We start from the raw sequence: 2,937 nt of genomic DNA, 5'->3' as shown, positions 1-2,937 counted from the left end.
TCGAATATTCTATTTCCAAGATATAAGGCGGGACTCGTCGAGACCCAATTCATAGGATGGTTTTGGCGCCCGATTTGTACGTTTTCTCCCATGGAGCAATAGCGACCTATCCGGCCGGCGAAGCAGTATCCCGAAACCTGATAAGAGAACGCGCCCATTTCGAGAGAATGTTCGTACTGCGTCCACTTTAAACTTGTCGGGATCTCCAATACGGTGTGTTGGGGTAGCTTTATCGTAGGTGCGCCACGGCTAAGCACCTCAATACCACGTTTACGGAATGAAGAGAGGGAAACGCTGACTTGTGTCATGAGGCCAGCGCCCACCTTTTGACGATATGAGTTTCAATATGAGATAGTAGGGTTTTAGCTAAATCATTTTCGGTAAAATAAGGGACGGCATAGCCATTTTCCGCCTTGGCAACGGCCTCGCCTTGAGCCCCGATAGCGAAGGCGTGGGTGTTCAGACCAGTCGCCAACGCTTCATGCGTGGTGAATGAAAAGGTTTCTGGCCACACCGAGGGAACCAACCAATCTGTTAGATCATATTGACCCGCAATTTTCCCCAGATCTGAAACACTGTAGCTTCCGTGAATCCGAGCGGAGGGCGGGAGAGGTATGGCTGGATCGAAATTGCCAACGATTACAAGGCCAATCCCAAGCTTCTCAATTGAGGTTGCTGATCGACTTATAATCATTGCGCCTTTTTGCACCCCGATATCACCTAAGACACCAATGACACGGCGTATCTGACCTTCAGGGCGCTTGATCAGCGGAACCGGCTGTAGCATTTTATGCGGTTTGACCTTTATCTTCGACCTATGCTCAGGATATGCTTTGCAAACGATATCTCTGCTGTTGTTCGAAAACACCGATATTTCATCAGATGTCTCTAAAAGTCGCGCCCATTCGCTCTGCCATTGCTCGATGCTAACATGCACACCATCCGAAACTATTGCGTTTTCATCGACCTTCGGCAGGCCAATATATATGCCATTTTCATTAGTAAGTGTGTAAGCCGGAGAAATTGGAAAATAGTCGTGAAAAAGAAATTCTAGTTTATACTTTCCATTTTGACTTAAATGTAAAATGGATCTCGGAACGCCGAGCGGATCGCGTGCCCCCACAGCGCAAGAGTAAACGAGCTTTCGCTGCTTTAAAGGCCGAAGAAGCTCAACAATATAGTCGAGATTGTTCGTGCCGCTAGAGATGATACCATCCCGACAGTGTAGTTCGATCTGCCATTTCATCTTTCCGCCCATTCTGATGACAATAGCAGCGCGATCTAAAGCGTGATGTTTGGATTTTATTCGATGCTGGAGGTATGCTTCGGCACCGCCGCCCATACTGTGCGCGAAGTAAATTGACACCGGATAGGTATTTTGAGCCGCTATCCAGGCCAGCGCCAATGCGATGCGTGGCGAAACGAGCGGATCCGATTTGATAAAGTTTTGGACGTCGGTGTCGTAAAGAGGATAGCGCTTGGATATAAGCGCGTTGTTTTTTAAAATTTGGCGCAATTTTTCTGCCGAGCCAAAGCTCTGCCCCCCACGATGCTCTACGAATAGGTTAATTGCGCAGTAATGCAGTCCGCCTGCCGCTCGTACCTTCTGACACCAATCAACCTCTTCGCCGTACCCTTTGCCAAAAGAGGTATCTAGTTGAGGCACCTTTTTTAGGTATTTAGGGTTTATCGCCATACAGTACCCCACTCCTGTCGGTGCGGCTGTGGTATAGGCTTCAGGATTAAGTCTTGCCGCTGTCGCATCAATAATGTCACCTTGTCCAAAGCCAAGATTCTGAGGCGCACAGATCAACGGAGCCGAAAATATTTCGGCATCATTCGACATGGGCGTCGCGGTGGCAGCTCGGGGGTAATGGTATAGGGGCTGAATAAGTCGGCTAGCCCATTTCGGGGGCACCAAAGCGTCCGAGTTTAGCAATACTACGGTATCCGGCCAGCGTCGTGCGCAATTAAGACCTTTGTTCACGCTCTTTATAAAGCCAAGATTTTCTGGGTTTTGAATAAAAGTCGTTCGATCTTTGTGAGTTGCTGACCAATCGCGAAGCAGAGGCAGTACGCGTTTGTCGGTCGAGCAATCTTCGATAAGGATGATGCGCCACTGCAGGTCGGTATTCGTCACGATGCGTTGAAGCGCCTCTTTCAGTACATCATAGGCATTAAAAAAGCGGGGAGCTGCAGGATCAATGACACAAAAAATGAGAACAACAGACGTGACTCTGCCCACCAAAGTCGCACAAAGATAAGGTTTTTGGCAATTGGAGCTTCTGCTCCGCGGCAATGGTGAAACTCCGCTCCGAAGCGGTTTATCTCGTGTAAATGCGTGGGGCCGAGCGGACTCGTGAAATCAAATCCGACATGTTTTCCAGCGCCATGGGCGCGCGCAACATCTTCGCGCGGCAAGTCCGCTTTTGTGCTCACTTTGATGCCGTTCATGTGCAGAACAATGTCGTCTGCAAAGGCCCAGCCTGCCAGTCTGATGCTGCCCGAGCTGACATGCAGAACGTCAATGGCACCGACGACCTTTCCCGTTGGGCCAAGGATAGACACTGGCCGTCCCTCAGCCTGCAAATGGGCGGCGATGTATCGGGCAAAAAGGGCTTTGAGCTGTTTATACAAAATCAATCTTTTCGATTCTATGTTGTAGATATCGAGGGCTAATTCAGCATGCCCGCCCTTAAGGAGAGGTTAATTTTATTCTGGTTTATGAGGTAAAAGTTAGGCGCATAGGATGGAGGTAGCCTGGGTGGGCGGATCGCAGGGCGGCATATCCGTGATGGATAACGGCCATAATAATCAGGTAGATATTGCCCCAAATTTTGCGTGTTCTGGTGGGGCGCGCATCGTTTTCCATGGGAACAATAATCACGTGATTATCGGCGAAGAGACTGTCATTTCTGCCGGCCTAATCGAGATGCG

General features: G+C 49.4%; 3 protein-coding genes. 2 read left to right on the top strand and 1 reads right to left on the bottom strand.

The window, feature by feature from the left end:
* Positions 1-304: 304 nt before the first annotated feature.
* Positions 305-2,245, bottom strand: coding sequence for a glycosyltransferase (locus AAC007_RS17420; protein WP_339678541.1), 1,941 nt, complete (start codon positions 2,243-2,245; stop codon positions 305-307).
* A gap of 131 nt (positions 2,246-2,376) precedes the next feature.
* On the opposite strand from AAC007_RS17420, the gene AAC007_RS17415 reads away from it, so the two are divergent.
* Both AAC007_RS17415 and AAC007_RS17410 read left to right on the top strand, forming a co-directional pair.
* Positions 2,377-2,679 carry a hypothetical protein gene (locus tag AAC007_RS17415; protein WP_339678539.1) on the top strand — a complete coding sequence of 101 codons (303 nt, stop codon included), beginning with the start codon at positions 2,377-2,379 and terminating at the stop codon, positions 2,677-2,679.
* A 70-nt stretch (positions 2,680-2,749) separates the two neighbouring features.
* Positions 2,750-2,937: hypothetical protein (locus AAC007_RS17410; protein ID WP_339678536.1), on the top strand; the 188-nt coding region annotated here is incomplete at its 3' end.

It is taken from the genome of uncultured Zhongshania sp. (assembly GCF_963975605.1).
GTDB lineage: Bacteria > Pseudomonadota > Gammaproteobacteria > Pseudomonadales > Spongiibacteraceae > Spongiibacter > Spongiibacter aquimaris.
Note: the sequence above shows the minus strand (reverse complement) of the source record. Positions and strands in the feature narration are given on the sequence as shown.

Excerpts from the sequence above, each read along its gene's own strand:
- AAC007_RS17415 (WP_339678539.1), top strand. The coding sequence starts at position 2,377 with ATGTTTTCCAGCGCCATGGGCGCGCGCAACATCTTCGCGCGGCAAGTC.